The organism is Pseudomonas sp. Marseille-Q5117, from assembly GCF_946901175.1.
Classification (GTDB): domain Bacteria; phylum Pseudomonadota; class Gammaproteobacteria; order Pseudomonadales; family Pseudomonadaceae; genus Aquipseudomonas; species Aquipseudomonas iranensis.
Genome location: NZ_CAMPPP010000002.1, coordinates 40171 through 60620 on the forward strand (window position 1 = coordinate 40171; position 20450 = coordinate 60620).

23 protein-coding genes and 1 pseudogene are annotated in these 20450 nt (G+C 60.6%); 13 read left to right on the forward strand and 11 right to left on the reverse strand.

Annotated features, from left to right (window positions below; translation table 11 throughout):
- Window positions 1-79: 79 nt before the first annotated feature.
- On the forward strand, window positions 80-664 hold the full coding sequence (locus OC605_RS03230) for a TMEM165/GDT1 family protein (RefSeq protein ID WP_041479980.1): 585 nt from the start codon (window positions 80-82) through the stop codon (window positions 662-664).
- A gap of 199 nt (window positions 665-863) precedes the next feature.
- On the opposite strand, the gene OC605_RS03235 is transcribed toward OC605_RS03230, so the two are convergent.
- Window positions 864-1682, reverse strand: coding sequence for a M48 family metallopeptidase (locus tag OC605_RS03235; RefSeq protein WP_016773242.1), 819 nt, complete (start codon window positions 1680-1682; stop codon window positions 864-866).
- Window positions 1683-3021: 1339 nt separating this feature from the next.
- Between OC605_RS03235 and OC605_RS28095 the strand changes: the two are divergent.
- A pseudogene (locus tag OC605_RS28095) lies at window positions 3022-3219 on the forward strand (HAMP domain-containing protein); the annotation flags it as partial.
- Between the two features lie 111 nt (window positions 3220-3330).
- Entirely contained in the window at window positions 3331-4074 is a 744-nt protein-coding gene (locus OC605_RS28100; protein ID WP_410055980.1) for a methyl-accepting chemotaxis protein, read from the forward strand.
- Between the two features lie 206 nt (window positions 4075-4280).
- Here OC605_RS28100 and OC605_RS03245 read toward each other — a convergent pair whose 3' ends face one another.
- The 3 genes from OC605_RS03245 to OC605_RS03255 are packed head-to-tail and all read right to left on the reverse strand — an operon-like array spanning window position 4281 to window position 5392.
- Window positions 4281-4904, reverse strand: a complete 624-nt coding sequence (locus OC605_RS03245; RefSeq protein WP_016773240.1) for an SOS response-associated peptidase — start codon at window positions 4902-4904, stop codon at window positions 4281-4283.
- Window positions 4905-4939: 35 nt separating this feature from the next.
- Window positions 4940-5200, reverse strand: a complete 261-nt coding sequence (locus OC605_RS03250; RefSeq protein ID WP_016773239.1) for a putative signal transducing protein — start codon at window positions 5198-5200, stop codon at window positions 4940-4942.
- A 9-nt stretch (window positions 5201-5209) separates the two neighbouring features.
- Window positions 5210-5392 (reverse strand): CPXCG motif-containing cysteine-rich protein, encoded by a 183-nt coding sequence (locus tag OC605_RS03255; RefSeq protein WP_016773238.1) that lies wholly within the window; start codon window positions 5390-5392, stop codon window positions 5210-5212.
- Window positions 5393-5533: 141 nt separating this feature from the next.
- On the opposite strand from OC605_RS03255, the gene OC605_RS03260 reads away from it, so the two are divergent.
- Entirely contained in the window at window positions 5534-6697 is a 1164-nt protein-coding gene (locus OC605_RS03260; protein ID WP_174823868.1) for a 1-acyl-sn-glycerol-3-phosphate acyltransferase, read from the forward strand.
- Between the two features lie 132 nt (window positions 6698-6829).
- On the opposite strand, the gene OC605_RS03265 is transcribed toward OC605_RS03260, so the two are convergent.
- Window positions 6830-7108 (reverse strand): hypothetical protein, encoded by a 279-nt coding sequence (locus OC605_RS03265; protein ID WP_016770663.1) that lies wholly within the window; start codon window positions 7106-7108, stop codon window positions 6830-6832.
- 193 nt (window positions 7109-7301) lie between these two features.
- On the opposite strand from OC605_RS03265, the gene OC605_RS03270 reads away from it, so the two are divergent.
- Window positions 7302-7508, forward strand: coding sequence for a hypothetical protein (locus tag OC605_RS03270; protein WP_016770662.1), 207 nt, complete (start codon window positions 7302-7304; stop codon window positions 7506-7508).
- Window positions 7509-7857: 349 nt separating this feature from the next.
- Here OC605_RS03270 and OC605_RS03275 read toward each other — a convergent pair whose 3' ends face one another.
- Window positions 7858-8442 (reverse strand): YajG family lipoprotein, encoded by a 585-nt coding sequence (locus tag OC605_RS03275; RefSeq protein ID WP_024014276.1) that lies wholly within the window; start codon window positions 8440-8442, stop codon window positions 7858-7860.
- A gap of 205 nt (window positions 8443-8647) precedes the next feature.
- Here OC605_RS03275 and OC605_RS03280 point away from each other — a divergent pair, with 205 nt between their 5' ends.
- Both OC605_RS03280 and mqo read left to right on the forward strand, forming a co-directional pair.
- Window positions 8648-8881 carry a hypothetical protein gene (locus OC605_RS03280; RefSeq protein WP_039761314.1) on the forward strand — a complete coding sequence of 78 codons (234 nt, stop codon included), beginning with the start codon at window positions 8648-8650 and terminating at the stop codon, window positions 8879-8881.
- Window positions 8882-9585: 704 nt separating this feature from the next.
- Window positions 9586-11094, forward strand: coding sequence for a malate dehydrogenase (quinone) (mqo, locus tag OC605_RS03285; RefSeq protein ID WP_262136298.1), 1509 nt, complete (start codon window positions 9586-9588; stop codon window positions 11092-11094).
- A 106-nt stretch (window positions 11095-11200) separates the two neighbouring features.
- Here the strand turns inward: mqo and OC605_RS03290 are convergent, their stop codons facing one another.
- The 3 genes from OC605_RS03290 to OC605_RS03305 form a co-directional block, all read right to left on the reverse strand.
- Window positions 11201-11488: a PA4642 family protein gene (locus OC605_RS03290; RefSeq protein ID WP_262136299.1), complete on the reverse strand. Its 288-nt coding sequence runs from the start codon at window positions 11486-11488 to the stop codon at window positions 11201-11203.
- A gap of 63 nt (window positions 11489-11551) precedes the next feature.
- The gene (locus OC605_RS03295; RefSeq protein ID WP_262136300.1) at window positions 11552-12031 is read right to left on the reverse strand and encodes a hypothetical protein; all 480 of its coding nucleotides are present in this window, start codon (window positions 12029-12031) and stop codon (window positions 11552-11554) included.
- A 180-nt stretch (window positions 12032-12211) separates the two neighbouring features.
- Window positions 12212-12769 carry a hypoxanthine-guanine phosphoribosyltransferase gene (locus tag OC605_RS03305; protein ID WP_016773231.1) on the reverse strand — a complete coding sequence of 186 codons (558 nt, stop codon included), beginning with the start codon at window positions 12767-12769 and terminating at the stop codon, window positions 12212-12214.
- A 165-nt stretch (window positions 12770-12934) separates the two neighbouring features.
- Between OC605_RS03305 and upp the strand changes: the two genes are divergently transcribed.
- Together upp and OC605_RS03315 are read left to right on the forward strand one after the other, a co-directional pair.
- Window positions 12935-13573 (forward strand): uracil phosphoribosyltransferase, encoded by a 639-nt coding sequence (upp, locus tag OC605_RS03310; protein WP_024014279.1) that lies wholly within the window; start codon window positions 12935-12937, stop codon window positions 13571-13573.
- A gap of 2 nt (window positions 13574-13575) precedes the next feature.
- Window positions 13576-14850 carry a uracil-xanthine permease family protein gene (locus OC605_RS03315; protein WP_262136301.1) on the forward strand — a complete coding sequence of 425 codons (1275 nt, stop codon included), beginning with the start codon at window positions 13576-13578 and terminating at the stop codon, window positions 14848-14850.
- Window positions 14851-14982: 132 nt separating this feature from the next.
- Here the strand turns inward: OC605_RS03315 and hemH are convergent, their stop codons facing one another.
- Entirely contained in the window at window positions 14983-16008 is a 1026-nt protein-coding gene (gene hemH, locus OC605_RS03320) for a ferrochelatase (RefSeq protein ID WP_186569158.1), read from the reverse strand.
- Between the two features lie 13 nt (window positions 16009-16021).
- Window positions 16022-16924, reverse strand: coding sequence for a TIGR01777 family oxidoreductase (locus tag OC605_RS03325; RefSeq protein WP_262136302.1), 903 nt, complete (start codon window positions 16922-16924; stop codon window positions 16022-16024).
- A 197-nt stretch (window positions 16925-17121) separates the two neighbouring features.
- On the opposite strand from OC605_RS03325, the gene OC605_RS03330 reads away from it, so the two are divergent.
- The 4 genes from OC605_RS03330 to OC605_RS03345 all read left to right on the forward strand — a co-directional run bounded on the left by OC605_RS03330 (window position 17122) and on the right by OC605_RS03345 (window position 20437).
- Complete coding sequence (locus OC605_RS03330; protein ID WP_262136303.1) at window positions 17122-18108, forward strand: NAD(P)/FAD-dependent oxidoreductase; 987 nt, start codon at window positions 17122-17124, stop codon at window positions 18106-18108.
- Window positions 18105-18320: a TIGR02450 family Trp-rich protein gene (locus OC605_RS03335; protein ID WP_262136304.1), complete on the forward strand. Its 216-nt coding sequence runs from the start codon at window positions 18105-18107 to the stop codon at window positions 18318-18320. The genes OC605_RS03330 and OC605_RS03335 overlap by 4 nt, the downstream gene beginning before the upstream one ends.
- 213 nt (window positions 18321-18533) lie before the next feature.
- Window positions 18534-19496: a YbgA family protein gene (locus OC605_RS03340; protein ID WP_262136305.1), complete on the forward strand. Its 963-nt coding sequence runs from the start codon at window positions 18534-18536 to the stop codon at window positions 19494-19496.
- Window positions 19496-20437, forward strand: coding sequence for a MerR family transcriptional regulator (locus OC605_RS03345; RefSeq protein WP_262136306.1), 942 nt, complete (start codon window positions 19496-19498; stop codon window positions 20435-20437). Before OC605_RS03340 ends, OC605_RS03345 begins: the two co-directional genes overlap by 1 nt.
- The last annotated feature ends 13 nt before the right edge of the window (window positions 20438-20450 follow it).

A 20450-nucleotide genomic window follows, 5' to 3' on the forward strand; every position in this document is an offset into this window, starting at 1 on the left:
TATGACACGCACACCTTACCCGGGGCGGGAAGGCTGTACGTGTCATAGCCGTGTCGACCCGCCCCTTAGGAAATCCCTGATGCTGGACTCGCTACTCGTTCCCACCGCTATCGTTGCCTTGGCCGAAATCGGCGACAAGACGCAACTGCTCGCGCTGATTCTCGCCGCTCGCTTTCGCAAACCCTGGCCGATCATCGCCGGGATTGTCGCCGCGACTTTGGCCAACCACGCAGCAGCCGGTGCGGTAGGTGCCTGGGTCGGCAGTTTTTTCTCCGACGCCGTCCTGCACTGGATCCTCGCCGCCAGCTTCGCCGCCACGGCACTGTGGACCCTGGTCCCGGACAAAATGGATGACGACGAAGCCAGCACGGCGCGCAAGTTCGGGCCGTTCCTGACCACGCTGATCGCGTTCTTCCTCGCGGAAATCGGCGACAAGACGCAGATCGCCACGGTGATGCTCGCCGCGCAATATCCGGAACTGTGGCTGGTGATCATCGGCACCACCGTGGGCATGCTGATTGCCAACGTGCCGGTGGTCCTGGCGGGTAACTTTGCTGCAGAGAAACTGCCGCTGACCCTGATCCGCCGCCTCGCGGCTTCGGCGTTCATGATTCTGGCGATTGTTGCGGTTTATAAAGCGATGCAGAGCAGCGGCTGGGTTTAACCCCGTCTACTGAACTACCCAAAACCTGTGGTGAGGGGATTTATCCCCGATGGGGCGCGAAGCGCCCCCAAACCTGCTGCCTCAGAGTGTCATACATAGCGCATTTGCAGGTTTTGGGGCTGCTTCGCAGCCCATCGGGGATAAATCCCCTCGCCACAACAGCCCTCCCAACCTGAAGAATCGTTGTGTCCTTCGACTTTTAAGACTTCGGGGCTTTTTCGTACAACGGCATCACTTTCGGAATCGCTGCCTGCAACGCAGCAATGCGGCTGCTCGACGCCGGGTGGGTGCTCATGAATTCCGGTGGCGCGCCTTCGGAAGCCTTGCTCATCTTGTCCCACAGGGTGATCGCCGCGTTCGGGTTGTAGCCGGCGCGGGCGGCCAGTTCCAGGCCGATCAGGTCGGCTTCGTTTTCGTTGGCGCGGCTGTTGGGCAAGGTCATGCCGTAGTTGGCCACGGTGTCGGCCAGCGCCAGGCTGTCCTGCCCCAGACCGAACAGGGCACCGGCGCCCTGCTTGGCCATCTCCATACCGTACGCCTTGGACATCGCTTCACGACCGTGCTCGCGCAGGGCGTGGGCGATTTCATGGCCCATGACCGCAGCGATTTCATCGTCGGTGAGTTTCAGGCTGTCGATCAGCCCGGTGTAGAAGATGATCTTGCCGCCGGGACCGCAGTTGGCATTGAGCTCATCGCTCTTGATCAGATTGACTTCCCATTGCCACTGCGCCGCGTCCGGGCGGAAGGTCGGCGCCTGGGCGATCAAGCGGTTGGCGATGGTCTGCACGCGCTTGGCTTCAGGGCTGGTCTTGTCCAGCACACCTTTGCTCGACGCCTCGCCGACGGTCTTCTGATACGACTGCGCGTACATCTGGTCGACCTCTTGCGAGGACAGCATGCTGAACATGTACTGCTTGCGCTCCACGCCCACGGCACCGCCGCTGGTGGTGTTGACCGACTGACAACCGGCCAGCAACAGCGCTGCGCTCAAAGCACTTACTACTAATGTCTTGTTCATTCAAAAGCTCCCTGAAAACCTGAGGCGTATCCTAGGCGGCTAATTGTATCGGCGCCAGATACAACGGACGCATTACGCGTACATTCACCTATGGCCGCAAGACCTCGTGGAAATTCCTCAAGCGCATTGAATCCGCCGCGCACCGATCCATCAGCGACATCGCGGGCCGATTCCGACCAACGTCTCTCATGGCCCTGCACCCCCCGCCGATAAATCCCTCGCAGATTGTCCTCTTGCGTGCGGAGCTCCCATGAAGTTCAAGTCGATCCAGTTTTCCGTCGCCGCTCTGGCCGGCGCCATCGTTCTCAGCGTGGTCGCGGCGCTGGTGCTGTACGCGCTGTTCTCCGGCGCTCGCACTCAAGAAATGGTGCAACAGCGCACCCAGGCGCAGTTCGAGCAAGTCATCGAACAGCGCCTGACCTCGCTGGCGCAGACCCAGGTCAGCCAGATCCAGCGCGAACTGGAAGCGCCGCTGCTGATTGCCGGCGGCCTGGTACGGGTCAACGCCTTGCTCGGTACAACCGGCGCCGATGGCCAGCCGCGCCTGAGTCTCAGCCGCGAACAACTGATCAGCCTGATCAAGGAAAACGTCGAAAAGAACCCGAAGATTCTCGGCACCTACATCGGCTGGGAAAAAAACGCACTGGACCACAATGACGCGGCCTACATCGGCAGCGCCGTGGTCGGTATCGACCCGGCCACCGGGCGCTTTTTGCCGTGGTGGTTCCGCAATACCGACGGCAGCCTGGGCGTGGACAAACTGGCCGATGTCGACGACCAGAAAACCTTGTCCACCGGCATACGCGCCAGCGAGTATTACCTGTGCTCGAAAGAGACAAAGAAACCCTGCGTGATCGACCCGGCACCGTACAAGGTCGGTGACAAGATCGTCATGCTCGCCTCGTTCATCGAACCGATCATGGTCAACGGCGCGTTCCAGGGCATCGTCGGCGCCGACCTCTCGGTGAACTTCATTCAGGACATGCTGCTCGCCGCCAACCAGAAGCTTTACAGCGGCGCCGGTGAAATGGCCCTGGTCGGCGGCAACGGGCGGATCGTTGCCTACACCAAGGACTCGAGCAAATTCGGTGAAAAAGTCAGCGACATCCTCGACGCCGAACAGGCCAGCAATCTCGCCAACCTCAAGCGCGACGAGGTCACCTATTCGGTGAATCAGGCCAAGGGCCGTATCGAGCTGTACCTGCCGTTCGGCATCGGCCAGACCGACGCACGCTGGACACTGATGCTGCAATTGCCGCTCAACGCAGTCATGGCCGATCTGCAAAACCTCCAGGCCGACCTCGACGCCCAGCGCAAATCCGACACCTTCGGCATGGCCATGGTCGGCCTGATCATCGCCGGCATCGGCCTGCTGGTGATCTGGCTGGTGGGTCACGGCATTGCGCGGCCACTCAAGCAAATGGTCGCCATGCTCGATGACATCGCTCAGGGCGAAGGCGATCTGACCCGGCGCTTGAGCAGCGACCGCAGCGATGAACTGGGCTCGATTGCCAAAGGCTTCAACACCTTCCTCGCCAAGTTGCAGGCGATGATTACGCAAGTGGTGACCTCGGTGCAGAGCGTCAGCGATTCTTCGGAACACACCGCCGACATCGCCATTCGCACCAACATCGGCGTGCAGAAACAAATGGCCGAAATCGATCAGGTGGCGACTGCGGTGCAGGAAATGACCGCCACCGCCCAGGACGTGGCGCGCAACGCCACCCAGGCAGCACAAGCGGCAAGCAACGCCGATCAGGCCGCCAGCCAGGGCATGCAGATCGTCCGCGACACGTCGAATTCGATTGGCGTACTGGCGGTGGAAATCGGCAAGGCTGTCGAGGTGGTGCAGACGCTGGCCAAGGACAGCGAAAACATCAACGCCATCCTCACCGCCATTCGCGGCATCGCCGAACAGACCAACCTGCTGGCACTGAACGCGGCGATTGAGGCCGCGCGAGCCGGCGAGCAGGGTCGCGGTTTTGCAGTGGTCGCGGATGAAGTGCGCAATCTGGCGCAGAAAACCCAGAAGGCCACCGAAGAAATCCAGAGCATGATCCAGCAGTTGCAACAGGGCACCCGCGATGTGGTGCGCGTCATGGAAGACAGCCAGAACCGCACCGACGAAAGCGTGCAGCACGCGGCGAAAGCGGCCGAAGCGCTGGAGACCATTACTCAGGCCGTGTCGGTGATCAACGACATGAACACGCAGATCGCCAGTGCGGCAGAAGAGCAAAGCGCAGTGGCCGACGACATCAACCGCAATGTGATCAACATCGGTCAGGTGGCGAATGAAGTGGCCGGCGGTGCGGATGAGTCGAGTTCGGCGAGCGCCGGGTTGACCAAACTGGCGGAACAGCAGCGGCGGTTGATCAATCAGTTCAAGGTTTGAAAGATCAAGAGCCCCTCACCCTAGCCCTCTCCCTCCGGGAGAGGGGACCGACCGCGATGTCTTGCGCTCTACATCGACCTGGAAAAAAACAGTCGATTATGGATTCACAACAGATCGTTCAGATCGGTGTACCTCTGAAGCATCCCCATTCGGCTCCCTCTCCCTCCGGGAGAGGGCTGGGGTGAGGGGCTTTTGATCCACGCAAATCAAGCCGGGGTCAAACACTCCGGCCCGTTCAACTTCGGATCATTCACCAGATTCGCCAGCACTCGCTCGCGCAATGCCGCCGGTTCACTGGCGAGCAAACCCTGCAACACATGCAGCGGCGTTTCAGGATCAAGCCAGGCAGCCTGCCCCGCTTCATCAAGAATCAACGGCCGCCGCTGACTCGCCGCCGACTGAGTAATCACCGCCGTGCTCAGCCAGACCTGCTCCTGCACCGGATACGCTTCCCAGATCGCGGCGAAAAACAACGACGAGCCCTCCCCCGGCGTCAACCAGTAAGGCCGCTTGCGCTGGGTGCCACGCCATTCGTAGAAACCGTTGGCCGGCAGCAGGCAGCGACGCAAGCGCAAGGCCTCACGAAACATCGGTTGTTCAGCGACGGTTTCGGCGCGGGCATGGGCCGGGGTCTTCGACAGATCGGTCAGCCACGGCGGCGTCAGGCCCCAGCGCGCACGGGCCAAGGTGCGCTGGCCATCTTCTTCGGCACGCAGCATCAACACCGAGTCATTCGGGGAAATGTTCCACTGCGCCTGCTGATCGGCGGGAAAACCTGGCAGGGCCGCGAAGTCGCGGTTCCAGCGAAACAGGGCATAACGTCCACACATGGGGCAACACGACTCTGAATAAAACGAAGGCCAGCCTAACAGACCAGCGTGCCGGGAAAGCTTTCCGGTTCGTCGCCGGGCAGCGGCAGCGCGGCATTGTACGCGGTGATCAACTCGCGGGCGTATTCGGCCTGATCGTTATCCACCGACAGCCAGAGCAGGCCGAAGATCGGCAATTCACCCGCACCGCCCACCAGATCACGGCCAATCAGATGCGCCTCGATCCCCTCAGTGGCAAGCATGCCCTTGAGCATTTCGCCCTCCATCAGGTTCGCCGGTTCGTAGATGCGCTGCATACGCGGCCCTCACTCGTTTTCGCTGAAGACTTCCAGATGCCACTCTTCTTCATGTACCTGCAGGACAAAGGTGATCGGACGACAGCACACCTGGCAGTCTTCGATATACGTCTGATCTCCAGCGGACAAATCCAGAGTGGTCTCGACTTCCTCACCGCAATACGGACATTCATACAGTGCATTTTCCAGCATCGCGGTCTCCCCAGTGACTTGTGCGTATAATCGCCGGTCTATTTGCAGGGCTATTTTTGTCTGGCTACTTTTCAGACCGTGCCCCGCGGGTTTTCGATCAAACCCTTTACTTACCCTAGCCGTTTCCAACAAGAGAGCATGATGGGCGAATTCGATGCCATCCGACCTTACGACGACAGCGAAGTACCTGCGGTACTGGCAAGACTGCTCGGCGACAAGGCGTTTCTAGATATCCTCACCCACTTCCGCTTCCCGCGTTTTGCCGGTGCCTTCGGCTGGATGCTCAAACCTCTTATAGCCCATCGGCTGCGTCGTGAGTTTGCCGACGTGAATTCCGTGGCTACCTTACAGGACAAAGTCGAGTTCTACGTCGACCACACCATCGAGCGCGCCACCGACGGCGTGACGTATACCGGTGTCGAGCAATTCAAGTCCGGCAGCGCCTACCTGTTCATCGCCAACCACCGCGATATCGTCATGGACCCGGCCTTCGTCAACTATGCCGTGTACCACGCCGGCCTGCCGACGCCGCGCATCGCGATTGGCGACAACCTGCTGCAAAAGCCGTTTGTCAGTGACCTGATGCGCTTGAACAAGAGCTTTATCGTCCACCGTTCGATCACCGGCCGTCGCGAGAAAATGGCGGCGTATCAATTGCTGTCGGCGTATATCAATCACTCGATCCGCAACGATTGCGCCTCGATCTGGATTGCTCAGGCTGAAGGGCGGGCGAAGGACGGCGACGACCGTACCGAGTCGGCGATCCTCAAGATGTTTCACATGAGCCGCAAGGACGAGCCGTTCGGCGAAGTGATCCGCTCGCTCAACGTGACGCCGGTGTCGATCAGCTATGAGTACGACCCGTGCGATCAGGCCAAGGCCCGCGAGCTATACATCCGCGCCACCACCGGCACCTACGCCAAGGCGCCGGGCGAGGATGACGTGAGCATCGCCAAGGGCATCACCGGCTACAAGGGCCGGGTCCACGTGAATTTTGCCGCGCCGATCACCGAGGTGTTTGAAGACACCAAGCAATTGGCGATCGAAATGGACAAGCAGATTCTCGGCGGCTACCGGTTGTTCCCGGTGCATTACCTGGCGTACGCGCAGTGGGCGGATGCCGATCCGCAACTGAACGTGCCGAAGGCTGCCGAGGTGTTCCCGGCTGACGAACTGGCCAAGGCACAGGATGAATGGCAGAGCCGGCTGGACGCCTGCCCCGCTGAGCACCGGCCGTATCTGGTGCTGCAATATGCAACGCCGGTGCGCAATCAGTATCGAGTCAAGGCTGGGTTGCCGCTGTAGGCAACAGCTGTGGCGAGGGGATTTATCCCCGCTGGACTGCGCAGCAGGCCCTGTTTTTTCTCAGGTAAAAAACTTGGGAGCGCTGCGCACTCCAACGGGGATAAATCCCCTCACCACAGGTTTGCTATTGCTTCAGAAGCGGGTGCTGATCCAGGAAACGATCAAAGCAAGCCCCAGGCAAGCAAAACCAAAACGATAGAAAAACCGGTTCATGCGCAACGTCGCCCAATCGAGCATCGGCTCGGCATTCGGCTGCGCCTGGCGCTGGGCGGCGAGGCTGGCCTGCGCGCGTTGCTCGCGGCGGCGGGTCGCGTGCAGCAGCCAACTGCCCGGAAAGGCCAGCAGCAAGGCCAGCAGGTTGATCAACTTGGCGGGATGGGCGGTAAACAGCGTCATCAAGTGCAGCGACATCACAGACCTCGAACTTAACCGGTGTGGCAGACGCCAGACCGACGACCGCGGCGCGGATTCTACCCAAACCCTGACGCCCTGCCCCAGCCTTTGCGACAAATAACCTGACAATCGACCGATGGCTGTCCTGTGTCATGGCATCGTCACGTGGATGCTTCACCCTGCGCGCCTCGAAACCCGAATGGAATGCGACATGCTGCACGCGGAAAACCAGGATCGCCTGTACCTCATCACCCCTTACGACGACCAGCAAAGCCTGGTCGGCAGCCTCGCCTTCAACGTGCAGGACCGGCACTGGCTGGTGTATTGCGCGCTGGGCGGGCATCAGCATGCGGATCTGCCCGAGACCGATTTGTTGACTGGCGTGAGCGTGCTTGATTTCTATTCCCAGGCAGCCTGAACGTCAAAAGCACCCTCACCCTAGCCCTCTCCCAGAGGGAGAGGGGACTGACCGAGGTGTTTGCGGTAGATACGCCGACATGAGATACCGCGCCGAATTCAGGTTTTGAAGCACACGCGATCGGATCCCTCTCCTTGGGGAGAGGGGACTGAACGAGGTGTTTGCGGTAGATACGCCGACTTGAGATACCGCGCCGAACTCAGGTTTTGAAGCACACGCGATCGGCTCCCTCTCCCTCGGGAGAGGGCTGGGGTGAGGGGAATCGATTTCCCATACGACACAAATCTCAGATCCACAAAAAAGCCCGGAACCATCACTGGCCCCGGGCTTTTTCACATTCGCTGCAAACTTACTCAGCGAGCACCTGACCCACGGTCGGGTCCTTGAACAGACGCGTCAGCGCATCACTCAATACATCGCTGACCAGTTTGGTATTGGTCTCCTGATTCGGCGCCATGCCGAAGCGCTGGTCCAGCGACGCACCGTAACGGCCGCTGTAGCGGCGGTTGGCGTTCTGCACGTCGGAGCGGAAGGTCGCGCCGATGGTCGCTTCGGTCACGTACATGCCTTCTTTCGGCGACTGGTACTTCAGCTCGGCCAGGGTCACGGTCAGCTGCGGCGCGTTGGGTGCGTTGGTGGTCGGGGTGAAGCCGAGCAGGCGTACGGCGGCTTCGGCCTGGGCTTGCAGCTTGGGCAGGATCTGCTCGCGCTGTACGGTGATGGCGCTGGTTTCCGGGTACAGACCGCCACGGGTGCCGAGGGTTGGCGACGGACGACCGTCGACCACACGCACGATGACAGGCTGGCCGCGACCGACCGCTGGCAGTTGCGTGGTCAGCTTCGGCTCCGGATTCAGTTGTTGCGGGCTGTGGGCGCAGCCGGCGAGGGTCAAACCGGCGACAGTGATCAAACCGAACAACAGGCGTTGCAACATGCTCTTCTCTCCAGAATCAGGCACAAACAGGCCGGCAGTATAGCGGTGGGCCACTGCGCGTAACCAGCGCCGCACAGTGGATACTGCAATGTCAGACAAACCCCACCGAAAGCGGTTCCTGTCACACATTCTTCACCGTCCATACACCCTGGCGTCATGGCTTGCCGACAAGCTTCAAAGCAGTCCTCCTTCAAGGAACTCTGCCATGCGCTATCTGATCTCGCTGTTCGCCCCACGCCCGCTGCATCGCAGCTTCGCCCTGCTCGACCGCAACGGCCATTGCCAGGCTTTCAAGCAGTGCAGCCTGCAACCGATGGGCGACGGCTGGGTGGAAATCGAAGAAATCCGCCTGACCTGGCTGAACCAGCCGCTGCCCGCCAGCGCCCGGGTCGTACCGCGACAAATGCGCGCACGGGGTCAGGTGCAGTTGAGCATCTGACCGGATGCCTAATAAAAGTCATTAAACACGAGCAACTGCGCGCATTTCTTCGCTACAATCTCCCCCCGATTATAAGGACGTCTCCTGATCGGGCCCCGCAACAGCGTCAATGCGCATGCATCGACATCAAAATCGCCCACAGAGAGCCGCCCACACAGATCGAGTGAAGTTGGCGCGCTTGCCTGTTCTTCCGGCAAAAACCCGCTTTTCGCGAATCTGCAGAGCTGTCATTCGCTCGGCCACCGCGTTGTTTTGCCCTAGCGGGCAGGTGCCAGGCCAAGGCAGCCCTTTTTTGAGGTTCACGTCTTCAAAAGAGCGTGAAAAAAACGGGTTTTCACAACTTCACAAGAGTGTGGCGAGCAAATGAATAGTTTTGCGTCTGAACATGCACCATTAGCGTCCGAAACAGCCCAACGACACAGGACCGGGTATACCTCGAACATCGGAGCCTGAAGCCTGTCCGCTACGGATTTGGTTGCACGAAAACGGATGACTCGACCATAAGTCGAATTGCCAGCCCTGCGTGAAAATGCGTTCATGGAACGCTTGAAACCAGGCCGCACGCATCCGTCGAAGTTGCGAAAAATTGCGAAGATTCGGACATGGCCCACCTGACCACGGATAGCCCGGGCCCACTGACCTGCCCTGGAACGCCTGGCAGCCATGCCGACAATTTGGTGCTGCAGATTTGGGAGACGCGTTAAATGGCGCATAACGAAGCAGTCGACGTAGTTCTGGTAGGGGCCGGCATCATGAGTGCCACCCTGGCCGTACTGCTCAAAGAGCTCGACCCCGCGATCAAGCTGGAAGTCGTCGAGCTGATGGATTCCGGCGCCGCCGAGAGTTCCAATCCGTGGAACAACGCCGGTACCGGTCACGCCGGCCTGTGCGAGCTGAACTACACGCCGCAGGCCGCCGACGGCAGCGTCGACATCAAGAAAGCCGTGCACATCAACACCCAGTTCGAGGTGTCGAAACAGTTCTGGTCGTACCTGACCAAAAAGGGCACGTTCGGCTCGAGCAAATCCTTCATCAGCCCGGTGCCGCACCTGAGTTTCGTTCAGGGCGAGAGCGGCGTGTCGTTCCTCAAGGAACGCTTCAATGTCCTGAGCAAGCACCACGCGTTCGCCGACATGGAGTACACCGAAGACAAGGGCAAGATGGCCGAGTGGATGCCGCTGATGATGCCGGGCCGCTCGCCCGACGAAGTCCTCGCCGCCACCCGCGTAATGAACGGCACCGACGTCAACTTCGGCGCCCTGACCAATCAGTTGCTCAAACACCTGAGCAGCGCGCCGGACACCCAGGTCAAATACTGCAAGCGCGTGACCGACCTCAAGCGTAACGGCGCCGGCTGGACCGTCAGCATCAAGGACGTCAACAACGGCAACACCCGCGAAGTCGACGCAAAGTTTGTCTTCCTCGGTGCCGGTGGCGCGGCCCTGCCGTTGCTGCAGGCTTCGGGCATCGAAGAAAGCAAAGGCTTCGGCGGCTTCCCGATCAGTGGCCAGTGGCTGCGTTGCGATAACCCGGAAGTGGTCAAGCAGCATCAGGCCAAGGTCTACAGCCAGGCTGCCGTGGGTTCGCCACCGATGTCGGTGCCGCACCTCGACACTCGCGTCGTCGACGGTAAGAAATCCCTGCTGTTCGGGCCATACGCCGGTTTCACCACCAAGTTCCTCAAGCACGGCTCCTTCATGGACCTGCCAATGTCGGTGCGCGCCGGCAACATCGGGCCGATGCTGGCGGTGGCGAAAAACAACATGGACCTGACCAAGTACCTGGTCAGCGAAGTGATGCAGTCGATGGAACAGCGTCTGGAATCCCTGCGCCGTTTCTACCCGCAGGCGAAAGCCGAAGACTGGCGCCTGGAAGTGGCCGGCCAACGGGTGCAGATCATCAAGAAAGACCCGAAAAAGGGCGGCATCCTGCAGTTCGGTACCGAACTGGTCGCAGCGAAGGACGGCTCCCTCGCTGCCCTGCTCGGCGCATCGCCAGGCGCATCGGTGACCGTTTCGATCATGCTCGAACTGATCGAGAAGTGCTTCCCGGCCAAGGCCTCCGGCGAGTGGGCAAGCAAACTCGCGGAAATCTTCCCGGCCCGTGAAAAGGTTCTGGAAACCGATGCTGCGCTGTATCGCAAGATCAACACGCAGAACAACATCGCCCTGGAACTGGTTGAAGAAAGCAGCGAGACGCCAAGCTTCGCTTGATCTGGCTGCATGAAAAACGCCCCGTACTCGTTGAGTGCGGGGCGTTTTTTTATGGCCAGGCAAGACCCGATACTTCTGGCTTACAAACCTTTGTAGTGAGGTGGCCTCAGGTGCGAGCCTTCTCGATCAATTCGATGTACTCGGCGGCATTACGCTGATCCTTGATCAGGTCAACGAAAGTCTGACCCTGCTCATCCTTGCCATCGACGTCATAACCCGCCGCAACAAAGAAGCCCAGAAAGCGCTCGAAGTCATCGATGCGCAAACCGCGGTAGGCCTTGATCAGTTTGTGCAGCGACGGCGAAGTGGCGTCGACCGGCTCAAAATCGAGGAACAGCTTGATCTGCTCATCGCCGATCTCGTCACCAATCACTTGTTTCTTATCTTTACGCATTGCCGACTCCAGCTCGCAGACATGACACGGGGCGGGCAGTTTACCCCTGCCCGACCGCCCGGCTCAACGCGGACGAATCGCCCCGGTGTGCAAATCGGCCCAGATATGGCCGTTGGCATAACTGAGGAACTGCACATACACCGTGTCGTTGCGCAACAGATCCATCACCACGCGGTATTGAGCGAGCGGATAGAACAGCGTCAGGGTTTTGTTTTTGTCATCGTAAGCCGGTTTTTTCAGGCTTTTGCTCTCGCCGTCGAAACTCACCAGCACCTGGCTGATGGTCGCGCCCTTGTTCAGCGATTTGCCTTTGAGGCGGATCAACAAGGATGAGGTGACCGGAATCGGCTGCTGATTGGACTGGCGCTGCGCACCGACCACCACCGAATACTCGCTGACCTGCAGCAGTTGCTGCTGCTCGGGTTCAGCGTCGCGCAGGGTCAGATCGTCCGGCGGCAGGAACTGGCTGTGCATCGGCGCGGCGGACAGCGGCAGGCTGAGCGACAGCAACAGGGCGGCGAGACTGCGGATCAAGAGGCGCATGACAGGCTCCGGAGGGCGGGGCCGAGAACTCTAGCATGGCTGTCGCGCAAGGATCAGCACACACAAAAACAACTGTGGGAGCGAGCCTGCTCGCGAAAGCGGTGTGTCAGTTTTCAATGATGCTGACTGACACGACGCCTTCGCGAGCAGGCTCGCTCCCACAGGGGGCAATGCAGGTTCTTACATGCCTTTAACGGCGTAAATCCCGTTGGCGTTGCGCCAGTAGCCCTTGTAGTCCATGCCATAACCGAAGATGTAGCGGTCGATGCATGGCAGGCCGACGAAATCGGCTTTCAGGTCAGGACGTGCCTTGCGGTCGTGGTCCTTGTCGATCAGCACGGCGGTGTGCACTTTGCGTGCGCCGGCGTGTTTGCAGAAGTCGATGATCGCGCCCAGGGTGTGTCCTTCATCGAGGATGTCGTCGATGATCAGCACGTCGCGGTCGATGAACGAGACTTCCGGTTTGGCTTTCCAGAACAGGTCGCCGCCGCTGGTTTCGTTGCGATAACGGGTCGCGTGCAGGTAGGACGCTTCCAGCGGGAATTGCAGATGCGTCAGCAGCTTGCCGGAGAAGATCAGACCGCCGTTCATCACGCAGAACACCACCGGATTGCTGTCAGCCAGTTGTTCGTTGATTTGTGCACCGACGCGGGCGATGGCCGCCTCGACTTCAGACTCGGTGTACAGGCAGTCAGCCTCTCGCATGATTTGACGGATATGCTCGAGATCAGCGGACATGGCGCTCTCCAGGGGGTTGGCGGAATTGGAAAAGCGGGCAAAGGTACGCATCCCGCGAGGTCGAATCAAGCTCTTATGGACTAACGTACAGAATGTCCTATAGGACATCACCCTCGGATAGATTAATCTAGGCCGGTTTTTTTGCCCGCCGCCGGAGCCTTTCCCATGCCCATCCTCGAGATCCGCCATCCGCTGATCCGTCATAAACTCGGCCTGATGCGCCGCGCTGACATCAGCACCAAGAATTTCCGCGAGCTCGCTCAGGAAGTCGGCGCCCTGTTGACCTATGAAGCTACAAAAGATCTGCCGCTCGAATCCTACGACATTGCCGGCTGGTGCGGCACCGTGTCGGTGGAAAAGATCGCCGGCAAGAAGATCACCGTCGTGCCGATCCTGCGTGCCGGCATCGGCATGCTCGAAGGCGTGCTCAGCCTGATCCCGGGCGCCAAGGTCTCCGCTGTGGGCGTTGCCCGCAACGAAGAAACCCTGCAAGCGCACACCTATCTGGAAAAACTGGTACCGGAAATCGACGAGCGCCTGGCGATGATCATCGACCCGATGCTCGCCACCGGCAGTTCCATGGTTGCCACCATCGATCTGCTGAAAAAGGCCGGTTGCCGCGACATCCGCGCCATGGTCCTGGTGGCCGCGCCGGAAGGCATTGCTGCCGTCGAACAAGCGCACCCGGACGTGACCATCTACACCGCGTCCATCGACGAACGTCTGAACGAGCACGGTTACATCATTCCTGGGCTTGGCGATGCTGGTGACAAGATCTTCGGCACCAAGCAGAAGGACGCGTGACCATGCAGCAAGAGTTCAACGATCCGCTCTGGCGCACGGTGCTGTCCGGCGCGCAGATGCTGTTCGTGGCCTTCGGCGCCCTGGTGCTGATGCCGCTGATCACCGGCCTGGACCCGAACGTGGCACTGTTCACCGCGGGTCTGGGCACGATCCTGTTTCAGATCGTCACCGGGCGTCAGGTGCCGGTGTTCCTGGCGTCGAGCTTCGCTTTCATCACGCCGATCATTCTCGCCAAGGGCCAGTTCGGTCTTGCCGCGACCATGGGCGGGGTGATGGCAGCCGGTTTCGTCTACACCTTCCTCGGCCTCGCCGTGAAGATCAAAGGCACCGGCTTCATTGACCGTCTGCTGCCACCGGTGGTGATTGGCCCGGTGATCATTTCCATCGGTCTGGCCATGGCGCCGATTGCCGCGAACATGGCGATGGGCAAGGCCGGTGACGGCAGCGAGCTGATTCACTATCAGACGGCGATGATGATTTCCATGCCGGCGCTGCTGACCACGTTGATCGTGGCGGTGTTCGGCAAGGGCATCTTCCGTCTGGTGCCGATCATTTCCGGCGTGCTGGTGGGCTTTGCCATGTCGTTCTATTTCGGCGTGGTCGACACGGCGAAGATTGCCGCAGCGCCTTGGTTCGCCCTGCCGCATTTCACCGCGCCGGAGTTCAACTGGCAGGCGATTCTGTTCATCGTTCCAGTGGCACTGGCCCCGGCGATCGAGCACATCGGCGGTGTGATTGCCGTGGGTAGCGTGACCGGTCGCGATTACCTGAAAAAGCCGGGCCTGCATCGCACCCTGCTCGGTGACGGCATCGCCACCACTGCTGCCGGCCTGTTCGGTGGCCCGCCCAACACCACTTACGCCGAAGTGACCGGCGCGGTGATGCTGACCAAGAACTACAACCCGAAAATCATGACCTGGGCGGCGGTCTTCGCCATCACCCTGGCGTTCATCGGCAAGTTCGGCGCGCTGCTGCAAAGCATTCCGGTGCCGGTGATGGGCGGGATTCTGTGCCTGTTGTTCGGTTCGATCGCAGCGGTGGGCATGAACACCCTGATCCGCCACAAGATCGACCTGGGCGAAGCGCGCAACCTGGTGATTGTTTCGGTGACGCTGGTGTTCGGTATCGGCGGCGTGCTGGTCGGCACCGGCACCGGTCCTGATGACTTCGGCCTCAAAGGCATCGCGCTGTGCGCGGTGGTGGCGATTGCGCTGAACCTGATCCTGCCGGGCAATGATGGCTGGAAGCAGAAGAAGGCGGATGAGCCGCTGATTTAACCCCCCGCAATGATCGTTCCCACGCTCCGCGTGGGGATGCCTCAAGGGACGCTCCGCGTCCAGTGACGCGGAGCGTCACGGGCTGCATTCCCACGCAGAGCGTGGGAACGATCACTGTGTGAGCGGGCTTGCTCAGAGGGCCAGCGGCGCTCTTTCGCAGAGCGTGGCCAACGCCTTGGCCCATTGCGGGTCGTCGTTCAGGCACGGCACCAGCAGCAACTCCTCGCCCCCCGCTTCGCGGAACTGTTCCTTGCCGCGATCGCCGATCTCTTCCAGCGTCTCGATGCAATCGGCGACGAACGCCGGGCACATCACCAGAATCTTTTTCACCCCGCTTTTGGCCAGTTCATCCAGCCGCGCTTCGGTGTACGGCTCGATCCACTTCGCCCGGCCCAGGCGCGACTGAAACGACACAGACCATTTACCGTCCGCCAGCCCCATGCTTTTGGCGAAGGCGGCGGCGGTACGGAAACATTGCGCGCGATAACAGGTTGCCAATACCGCCGGCGAGGCGGTCTGGCAGCAATCGGCGCCCTTGAGGCAGTGATTGCCCGTCGGGTCGAGTTTACTCAGATGGCGCTCCGGCAAGCCGTGAAAGCTCAGCAGCAGGTGATCGTAATCCTGCTGCAGATGCGGACGCGCGCTGGCGGCCAGTGCTTCGATGTATTCCGGCTGATCGTAGAACGGTTGCAGGATCGACAACTGCACATCGAGCTTCTTCTCGCGCAGTACGCGCCGGGCTTCTTCGATCACGGTGGTCGTGGTGCTGTCGGCGAACTGCGGATACAGCGGCGCCAGCGTGATCTTCTTATGTCCCGCTTTGACCAGACGCAGCAGACAGGTTTCGATCGACGGCTCGCCATAACGCATCGCCAGATCCACCGGGCCGTGTTTCCACGTCCGGGTCATCTGCTCCTGCAAGCGGCGGCTGAGCACCACCAGCGGCGAGCCCTCTTCCCACCAGATCGAGGCGTAGGCATGCGCCGATTGCTCGGGACGCTTGATCAGGATCAGCGACACCAGCAACCGCCGCAGCGGCCATGGCAGGTCGATCACGTAGGGGTCCATCAGAAATTGATTGAGGTAGCTGCGCACATCGGCCACCGAGGTGGAGGCCGGAGAGCCCAGGTTGACCAGAAGCAAAGCGTGATCGGTCATGCAACGTCCTATTTCAGAGGCGGCTGGAGAGATCATCCAGAGCCGCGCGTAAATCCGTAAAGCGGAAAGCGAACCCCGCTTCGAGCAAGCGTGCCGGCGTCGCGCGCTGGCCGCCGAGCAATAACAGTGACAGCTCGCCGAGCATGACTTTCAGCGCCAGAGTCGGCATCGGCATGAACGCCGGGCGGTGCAATACACTGCCCAGGGTCTTGGCAAATTCGCGGTTGCGCACAGGTTTCGGCGCGCAGGCATTATAAGGACCGCTGGCCTGATTCCGGTGTAGAAGAAAATCAATCAGGGCGATTTGATCGTCGATGTGAATCCACGGCATCCACTGCCGACCGTTGCCCAAAGGCCCGCCCAGCCCGAGCTTGAACGGCAGCAACAGCCGCGACAAAAAGCCGCCCTCAGCCGACAGCACCAGACCGGTTCGCACCAGCACCACGCGGATGCCGAGGTTCTCGGCACGCAGCGCGGTCTCTTCCCAGGCGATACACAACTGACTGGCGAAGTCGTCGATGCCGGGAGGTGATTCTTCAGTCAACTCGCGTTCGCCAGCGTCGCCGTACCAGCCGATCGCCGAGCCGGAAATCAGCAGCGCCGGTTTCTGCGCGCGAGTTTCCAGCCACGCCAGCAGCGTTTCCGTCAGGGTGATGCGGCTGCTCCACAGCAACGCCTTGCGTCGATGGGTCCAGGGGCGGTCGGCAATCGGCGCGCCGGCGAGATTGACGATCGCATCCAGCGGCTCTTCGCCGAGGTCCTCCAGACGCGAAATTCCGCGCACCTGCGCGCCACATATCTGCGCGACCTTTTCCGCGCGGCGACTCCACACCGTCAGCCGATGGCCCTGCTCCAGCCAGTGCCGGCAGAGCTGACGTCCGATCAAACCAGTACCGCCGGTCAGCAATATGTGCATGACATCTTCCTCGCGTGGCGTTTAACCCGGATCACTAGTCTATTTTTATAGGCAGGGATCTTTTCGATCGGGCAGGCTCTATGGTTTAACAATAGGCCAAGCTGTCAGAACGAGAACGCTAGAAGTTATACCAAAAAACAGAATTGTACAGGTTTCATCGACGGCGTAGTCTGTACAGAAAGGTAAACGAGGCCCCTATGACTGTACCTATCGCAATCATCGGCACCGGCATCGCCGGGCTCTCCGCCGCTCAGGCTCTGACAGAGACCGGGCATACTGTTCAACTGTTCGATAAAAGCCGCGGCAGCGGCGGGCGCATGTCGAGCAAGCGCAGCGACGCCGGCTCGCTGGACTTGGGCGCTCAATACTTCACCGCGCGTGACCGGCGCTTCGTAACCGAGGTGCAGCGCTGGCAGAGCCGGGGCTGGGCCGCCGAGTGGGCGCCGCAGCTGTACACCTTCCAGGGCGGCCAACTGAACATGTCGCCGGACGAGCAGACCCGCTGGGTCGGCACGCCGCGCATGAGCGCCATCACCCGCGGCCTGCTCGATGGCCTGGACGTGCAGTTTGCCTGCCGCATCACCGAGGTCTATCGCGGCGAAGAACACTGGCATCTGCAAGACGCCGACGGCTGCACCCACGGCCCCTTCAGCCACGTGGTGATCGCCACACCGGCACCGCAAGCCACCGCGTTACTGGCCGCCGCGCCGAAACTTGCCGGCGTCGCTGCCGGGGTGAAAATGGAGCCGACCTGGGCCGTCGCTCTCGCCTTCGAAACCCCGCTGGATACGCCAATCGAAGGCTGCTTCGTACAGGACAGCCCGCTCGACTGGCTGGCGCGCAACCGCAGCAAACCCGGGCGCGACACAACTCTCGACACGTGGGTGCTGCATGCAACCAGCGCCTGGAGTCGGCAACACATCGACCTCTCCAAGGAGGCGGTGATCGAGCATCTGCACGGTGCTTTCGCCGAACTGCTGCACAGCGCCATGCCTGCGCCGACCTTCAGCCTCGCCCACCGCTGGCTCTACGCCCGCCCCGCCACTGGCCATGAATGGACCACACTGGCCGATGTCGATCTGGGCTTGTACGCCTGTGGCGACTGGTGCCTGTCGGGCCGGGTTGAAGGCGCCTGGCTCAGTGGTCAGGAGGCTGCACGTCGCTTGCACGAACACCTGCAATGAATCGCATCAATCCGCGTAAATTGCTGCTGTCGAAGTGGACAGCAGCCCACCCGCAAAATCGCGAAAAACATTTTCTGGTCACCGAACTGATCCGCGACGAGGAAGGTACGGTGCTGGAAGTTGAATTGCAGGCGGTGCTGACCCAGCGTAGCGAGCGGCTGGATTGGCGCACGCTCCACAACAACGAACACTGGATACTGGGCTGGAAATAAATTCCCTTGTGGGAGCGAGCCTGCTCGCGAATGCGCTGTATCAAGATACAAATTCATTGACTGACCCACCGCTTTCGCGAGCGGCTCGCTCCCACAGTTTTAGCGCCGCACAAAAATCTTATACAAAACATTTGACTTGTACATCCATCGATCTATGCTGAGGAAAAGTTGTACAGCGATAACTCTCTGTACAGGTATAGATTCGAGGTGCTCATGTCTACTGCTTCCCTGTCCAAGCCGAAGATCGCCATCAGCGCCTGCCTGTTGGGCGAAGAAGTGCGCTACAACGGTGGGCACAAGGAATCGCGGCTGTGCAGCCGTACCCTCACCGAATATTTCGATTTCGTCCCGCTGTGCCCGGAAGTCGCCATCGGCATGGGCATTCCCCGTGAGCCGATCCGGCTGGTCGGCGACCCTGAACAACCCGAGGCAGTCGGCACCGTCGACCGGACCATCAACGTCACCAGGCCGCTGGCCGAATACGGCGAGAAAATGGCCGCCGAGTTGCAGGACCTGTCCGGCTACATCTTCATGCAGCAGTCGCCCTCCTGCGGGCTGGAACGGGTCAAGGTCTATCACGACAATGGCGCGCCAGTGAATGGTGGCGGACGCGGCATCTATGCGCAGGCATTCTGTGCACAGCATCCGGATCTGCCGGTGGAAGAAGCCGGGCGCCTCAACGATCCGGTGCTGCGGGAAAACTTCATCACCCGCGTCCTGGCCTACAGCGCCTGGCAGCAAGTGCTCGCCAAGGGCCTGAGCCGCCGCGCCCTCACCGAATTCCATTCGCGCTACAAGTACCTGCTGATGGCGCACAACCCGCTGCAATACAAAAACCTCGGCAAGATGCTCGGCAATATGGCTGACAGCGATCCCGCCGAGCTCGGCCCGCGCTACTTCAGCGAGCTGATGGCCGCGCTGAAGAAATGCGCCACCCGCGGCACCCATTGCAACGTGCTGCTGCACCTCAGCGGTTATTTGAAACAATCGCTGAGCGCCGAAGACAAACAGGAAATGCAGCAGATCATCGGCCAGTACCGCCAGGGCATCGTGCCCCTGGTGGTGCCGTTGACGCTGCTCAAACACCATTTTCGACTCCATCCGGACCCGTACATCGCGCAGCAGGTTTACCTGCAGCCGCATCCGGAAAACCTCAGTCTGCGAAACGCGATCTAATGAACGATAAAACCGACAGCAGCGCCCGGGAAGACCTCGGCGCCGACTTCAAGAAAGCCCTCGACGAGGGCTGGTTGCCGATTCGCGAAGTCGCGCGGCAGACCGGTGTCAACGCCATCACCCTGCGCGCGTGGGAACGTCGCTATGGGTTGGTGGTGCCTCAGCGCACGCCCAAGGGCCATCGACTGTATAGCGCTGAACATGTGCAGCGAATCATGGCCATCCTCACCTGGCTCAACCGTGGCGTTGCGGTCAGCCAGGTCAAGCCACTGCTCGATGCGCCGCAGGCCTTCACGGAAACCGTGGAAAACGATTGGCAGCGTCTGCATCAGACCTTGCTGTCGGCGGTCACCGCGCTTAATGAGCGGGCGCTGGATGACAGCGTCAATCAGGCCATCGCCTTGTATCCGCCACGGACGTTGTGCGAGCAATTGCTGATGCCGCTGCTGGCCGAGCTCGAACAGCGCTGGCAGGGCCAGTTCGGCGCACAGATGGAACGGACGTTTTTCTTTTCCTGGTTGCGCAGCAAATTCGGTGCGCGCATCTACCATAACAACCGTCAGCTGCATTCGGCGCCGCTGCTGTTGATCAATCATTCCGACCTGCCGCTGGAGCCACATCTGTGGCTGTGCGCATGGCTGATCAGCAGTGCCGATTGCCCGGTGCAAGTGTTCGACTGGCCACTGCCGGCCGGTGAACTGGCGCTGACCGTCGAGCATCTGCAAGCCCGTGGCGTGCTGCTGTATTCGAGCAAAGCCATGCAACTGGCGCATCTGCCCAAGCTGTTGGCGAACGTCAATTGCCCGACCTTGATTGCTGGCCCCACGGTGCACATTCACCACACCGAGTTGTCCGCACGCACCGCCCAGACTGCCGATCTGTTCCTGGCTGAAGATCCGCTTGCCGCACACCAGGCGCTGCTTGAGCGCGGATTGATTTGATGATGGGTTTAAT

Coding starts and splice junctions, on each gene's coding strand:
- OC605_RS03230 (WP_041479980.1), top strand. CDS start 80: ATGCTGGACTCGCTACTCGTTCCCACCGCTATCGTTGCCTTGGCCGAA.
- OC605_RS03235 (WP_016773242.1), bottom strand. CDS start 1,682: ATGAACAAGACATTAGTAGTAAGTGCTTTGAGCGCAGCGCTGTTGCTG.
- OC605_RS28100 (WP_410055980.1), top strand. CDS start 3,331: ATGGCCGAAATCGATCAGGTGGCGACTGCGGTGCAGGAAATGACCGCC.
- OC605_RS03245 (WP_016773240.1), bottom strand. CDS start 4,904: ATGTGTGGACGTTATGCCCTGTTTCGCTGGAACCGCGACTTCGCGGCC.
- OC605_RS03250 (WP_016773239.1), bottom strand. CDS start 5,200: ATGCAGCGCATCTACGAACCGGCGAACCTGATGGAGGGCGAAATGCTC.
- OC605_RS03255 (WP_016773238.1), bottom strand. CDS start 5,392: ATGCTGGAAAATGCACTGTATGAATGTCCGTATTGCGGTGAGGAAGTC.
- OC605_RS03260 (WP_174823868.1), top strand. CDS start 5,534: ATGGGCGAATTCGATGCCATCCGACCTTACGACGACAGCGAAGTACCT.
- OC605_RS03265 (WP_016770663.1), bottom strand. CDS start 7,108: ATGTCGCTGCACTTGATGACGCTGTTTACCGCCCATCCCGCCAAGTTG.
- OC605_RS03270 (WP_016770662.1), top strand. CDS start 7,302: ATGCTGCACGCGGAAAACCAGGATCGCCTGTACCTCATCACCCCTTAC.
- OC605_RS03275 (WP_024014276.1), bottom strand. CDS start 8,442: ATGTTGCAACGCCTGTTGTTCGGTTTGATCACTGTCGCCGGTTTGACC.
- OC605_RS03280 (WP_039761314.1), top strand. CDS start 8,648: ATGCGCTATCTGATCTCGCTGTTCGCCCCACGCCCGCTGCATCGCAGC.
- mqo (WP_262136298.1), top strand. CDS start 9,586: ATGGCGCATAACGAAGCAGTCGACGTAGTTCTGGTAGGGGCCGGCATC.
- OC605_RS03290 (WP_262136299.1), bottom strand. CDS start 11,488: ATGCGTAAAGATAAGAAACAAGTGATTGGTGACGAGATCGGCGATGAG.
- OC605_RS03295 (WP_262136300.1), bottom strand. CDS start 12,031: ATGCGCCTCTTGATCCGCAGTCTCGCCGCCCTGTTGCTGTCGCTCAGC.
- OC605_RS03305 (WP_016773231.1), bottom strand. CDS start 12,769: ATGTCCGCTGATCTCGAGCATATCCGTCAAATCATGCGAGAGGCTGAC.
- upp (WP_024014279.1), top strand. CDS start 12,935: ATGCCCATCCTCGAGATCCGCCATCCGCTGATCCGTCATAAACTCGGC.
- OC605_RS03315 (WP_262136301.1), top strand. CDS start 13,576: ATGCAGCAAGAGTTCAACGATCCGCTCTGGCGCACGGTGCTGTCCGGC.
- hemH (WP_186569158.1), bottom strand. CDS start 16,008: ATGACCGATCACGCTTTGCTTCTGGTCAACCTGGGCTCTCCGGCCTCC.
- OC605_RS03325 (WP_262136302.1), bottom strand. CDS start 16,924: ATGCACATATTGCTGACCGGCGGTACTGGTTTGATCGGACGTCAGCTC.
- OC605_RS03330 (WP_262136303.1), top strand. CDS start 17,122: ATGACTGTACCTATCGCAATCATCGGCACCGGCATCGCCGGGCTCTCC.
- OC605_RS03335 (WP_262136304.1), top strand. CDS start 18,105: ATGAATCGCATCAATCCGCGTAAATTGCTGCTGTCGAAGTGGACAGCA.
- OC605_RS03340 (WP_262136305.1), top strand. CDS start 18,534: ATGTCTACTGCTTCCCTGTCCAAGCCGAAGATCGCCATCAGCGCCTGC.
- OC605_RS03345 (WP_262136306.1), top strand. CDS start 19,496: ATGAACGATAAAACCGACAGCAGCGCCCGGGAAGACCTCGGCGCCGAC.